The organism is Myxococcus vastator (genome assembly GCF_010894475.1).
In the GTDB taxonomy this organism is placed as follows: Bacteria; Myxococcota; Myxococcia; order Myxococcales; family Myxococcaceae; genus Myxococcus; species Myxococcus vastator.
The window spans coordinates 1-3,933 of record NZ_JAAIYB010000604.1 but is presented as its reverse complement, the minus strand read 5'-3'; the positions used below and the strand labels follow the sequence as shown (position 1 = coordinate 3,933).

General features: G+C 71.4%; 3 protein-coding genes. All 3 read left to right on the top strand.

The window, feature by feature from the left end; all coding sequences use genetic code 11:
* A partial coding sequence (locus tag G4D87_RS34720) for a transglycosylase SLT domain-containing protein (protein ID WP_163786961.1) occupies positions 1-2,256 on the top strand: 2,256 nt, incomplete at its 5' end.
* A 227-nt stretch (positions 2,257-2,483) separates the two neighbouring features.
* A complete protein-coding gene (locus tag G4D87_RS34715; RefSeq protein ID WP_011553379.1) occupies positions 2,484-2,687 on the top strand; it encodes a cold-shock protein in 204 nt (67 codons plus the stop codon).
* 97 nt (positions 2,688-2,784) lie between these two features.
* On the top strand, positions 2,785-3,933 hold a 1,149-nt coding region (gene selA / locus G4D87_RS34710), incomplete at its 3' end, for an L-seryl-tRNA(Sec) selenium transferase (RefSeq protein WP_163786960.1).

Genomic DNA, 3,933 nt, shown 5'->3' with positions numbered 1-3,933 from the left:
GCGCAGCTGTCGCCCCCTCCCGATTCGGAGAAGGCGCCGCTGCCGGTGGGCTACGTGGAGGTGCTCAACCCCGCCTTCCCCAACGCCGCGCCGCCCACGCCGGTGGTGCACCGGGGCCGCCGCTACGGGCTGGAGGACCTGGCGCCGTACTTCGGCGAGGGCAAGAAGCAGGAGGCCCGTGACGCGTTCGACCGTGGACAGTACCCGCGCGCCCGCGAGCTGCTGAAGGACGAGGGCGACAGCCCGCCGGTGCGCTACCTGCGCGCCCTGGCCGCCGTCCGCGCCGGGGATGACGCATCCGCCGCCACGGAGTTCGCCGCGCTGGCCCCGGACTACCCCGCGCTGAAGGATCGCTGCCTGACGCATGGCGGCGTGGCGCTGGAGAGCCTGCGCCGCTTCGACGAAGCCGCGGCGCTGCTGGAGCAGGTGCCGCCGGAGTCCAAGCTGTACGTGGACGCACGGCTGGCCCTGTCGCGCGTGCTGCGCAAGAAGAAGGACGCCGAGGGCGCCATGGCCGCGCTGGAGCCGCTCACGTCGCGCGCGGCGCCCAGCTGGGGCCGCAACGTGGGCGCCGAGGCGCTGATGGCCATCGCCGACATCGCCGCGGAGAAACGGGACAAGGCCGCCGAGCGCGCCGCGCTGTGGCGCCTGTGGGCCGCGCATCCGTTGTCCGCCCTGTCGAAGCAGGCCGAGCGGCGCCTCAAGGGGCAGACACCGCCGTTGGAGGCGAAGGTGGGGCGCGGCGAGGCGCTGGTGGAGCTGCACCGCAACAAGGCCGGCCTGGCGCAGCTGGAGCCGCTGCTGCCGAAGCTCAAGCTCCCGGACCCGCTGGCCTGCCGCGCGCACTTCGTCTTCGGCAAGGGCCTGCGCAAGGAGCGCCAGCACACGCGCGCCATCCAGGTGCTGACGCCGGTGGCGGAGCAGTGCCAGGACCGCGACCTGCTGGCGCGCGTGCTGTACGTGCTCGGCTCGTCGCGCTCCATCGTGGACCAGACGCGGGGCATGGAGACCTACGAGCGGCTGGCGCGCGAGTTCCCGGACCACTCGTTCGCGGATGACGGCCTCTTCTACGCGGCCGACCTCTACCTGAAGACGGGCCGCCCGAAGGAGGCCATGGCCCGCCTGGACACGCTGGCCCGGCTGTACCCGCAAGGGGACTTCCTGGGCGAGGCGCTCTTCAAGGCGTTCTGGATTGCCCGCACCACCGGCGTGGAGGACTCCGGCCTGTCGTTCCTGGACCGCATCGAGGCGCAGTTCGCCACGGCGGACGAGAGCTATGACGTGGAGCGCGCGCGCTACTGGCGGGCGCGGACGATGCAAGAGAAGGGCAACATCCAGGGCGCGGCGGAGCTGTTCGAGACGCTCTCCGTGGACCACCCGGCGACCTACTACGGGCTGATGGCGCGCTCGCAGCTGGCGAAGGTGGACCCGCCGCGGCTGGAGAAGGTGTCCGCCGCGGTCTTCACCGTGCCCGAGGCCGTCAGCCCCTGGCCGCTGTTCGCCGGCCCCATGGGCGAGGACCCGCACTTCCGCGCGGGCGTGGAGCTGTACCGCCTGGGCTTCAAGGAAGCCGTGTCGTCCGAGCTGCTGGCCGTCAACCGGACCAACCTGCCCGCGGAGTCCGTGCGCCTGCTGGTGCTGGTGCTGCACGAGGCCGGGGACGAGCGCTCCGCCCACGCGGTGGCGCGGCTGGCGCTGCGCAAGGACTTGAGTGGACCTATCACCGCGCAGACGCGCGTGGTGTGGGAGGTGGCCTATCCCAACGCCTTCCGCGACCTCATCGAGAAGCACACCGCGGACGCGGGCGTGGAGCCGGACCTGCTCCAGGCGCTGATGCGGGAGGAGAGCGCGCTGGACCCCAAGGCGCTCTCGTGGGCGGGGGCGATGGGCCTCACCCAGTTGATGCCGTCCACCGCGAAGGGCGTGGCGCGCGAGCTGAAGCTCAAGCGCTTCAGCGTGGACCAGCTGCTCCAGCCCGACCTCAACATCCGCATGGGGGCCCACTACCTGGGCGGCCTGCTCAAGCGCTTCAAGGGGCACACGCCCTACGCGGTGGGCAGCTACAACGCGGGGCCCGGCGCGGTGAATCGTTGGAGGTCCGACAGACCGGACCTGGCGCTGGACGCGTGGGTGGAGGAGATCCCCATCTCCGAGACACGCGGCTACATCAAGCGCGTGCTGCGCTCCTTCAACACGTACCAACTGCTGTACGGACGGGCGCCCAAGCTGCCGGTGCTCAAGAGCGCCGCGAAGTAGGGCCACCGCCCTCCGGGCGCTTGCTGGGTGGTGTCGGTGGAGAATTCGTGCGGAATGGAGCGTGAAGGCCGCGGGTTATGTCCACGCCCTGAAAAAGGGTGCCCGCGTGTGGGGGTCCCCCTATGCAACTGGCCGGAAACGTGACACATGGCCAAGGCCGCACCCTCACACGGCGTGGCAACCAGCTCAATTCATGAGGCTGGTAGAGAAAGACGAAGAGAAGCGTAATGGCGACTGGTACCGTGAAGTGGTTCAACGACGCGAAGGGCTTTGGGTTCATCATGCAGGACGGCGGTGGCGAGGATCTTTTCTGCCACCACACTGCGATTCAGACCCAGGGCTTCCGCACGCTGCAGGAAGGCCAGAAGGTCGAGTTCGACGTGGCCCGTGGCCCCAAGGGCCTGCAGGCTCAGAACGTTCGCCCGGTCTGAGTACCTCCTGAGCGCTCCTAGCGCTCAGTCCGAAGGCTCAGTCTCCCCGAGGGAGGCTGGGCCTTTTCCTTTTTTGTCACCCCGATAGACTCGGGGCGTGGGCGCCCCGTCGAACAGTGGAGACGGTGGGAAGAATGCGCTCTTGCGCGCGCTCCCCTCCGTCGAGCAGCTCCTGCGGCGCCCGTCGCTGGAACCCCTGTTGAGTGGAGTCCCCAGGGCGCGTGCCGTGGCCGCGCTCCGGCTGGCGGTCGACCGGGCGCGGGGCCGGCTGGTGGCCTCGGGGGGACCGGGCTTCGAGGACGCGGACGTCCAGCACGCCCTGGACACGCTGGCCGCACCGGGGCTGCGGCCCGTGCTCAACGCCACCGGGGTGGTGCTGCACACCAACCTGGGACGCGCCCCCCTGGCGGCCTCGGCCGTGGCGCGCGTGGCGGAGGTAGCCCGGGGGTACTCCAACCTCGAGTACGACCTGGATGAAGGCGCGCGGGGCAGCCGCTACGCGCCGCTGGTGGGGCTGCTGCGCTCGCTGACGGGCGCGGAGGACGCGGTCGTCGTCAACAACTGCGCGGGCGCGGTGCTGCTGGTGCTGGCGGCGCTGGCGTCCGGCCGCGAGTGCGTGGTGTCGCGCGGTGAGCTGGTTGAGATTGGCGGCGGCTTCCGTGTCCCGGAGGTGATGCGGCAGTCGGGCGCGAAGTTGGTGGAGGTGGGCACCACCAACCGGACGCGGCTGGCGGATTACTCGGCGGCGCTGGGCGCGGAGTCAGCGCTGCTGGTGAAGGTGCACCGCTCCAACTTCGCGTTGGTGGGCTTCACGGAAGAGGTGGAGGTCGCGGAGCTGTCGGCGCTGGGCCGCGCTCGCGGCGTGCCGGTGTTCCAGGACCTGGGCGCGGGCGCGCTGGTGCCGTTGAAGGGCGAAGGCCTGAGCCGCGAGCTCACGGTGGCCCAGGCCGTCGCGGCGGGCGCGGACGTGGTGGCCTTTTCGGGGGACAAGCTGTTGGGAGGACCCCAGGCGGGCGTCGTGGTGGGCCGGTCCGCGCTGCTGGCGCGCATCAAGGCCCACCCGCTCATGCGGGCCCTGCGGGTGGACAAGCTGACGGTCGCCGCGCTCGAAGCCACGCTGGCGCTTTACCGGGATGGCCGGGCGGAGGAGGTTCCGGTGCACCGCCTGCTCGCCCAGGCGCCGGAGGACCTGCGGGCCCGGGCGGTACGGCTGGAGGGCCTGCTGGCGGGGCGGGGTGTGCGTGCG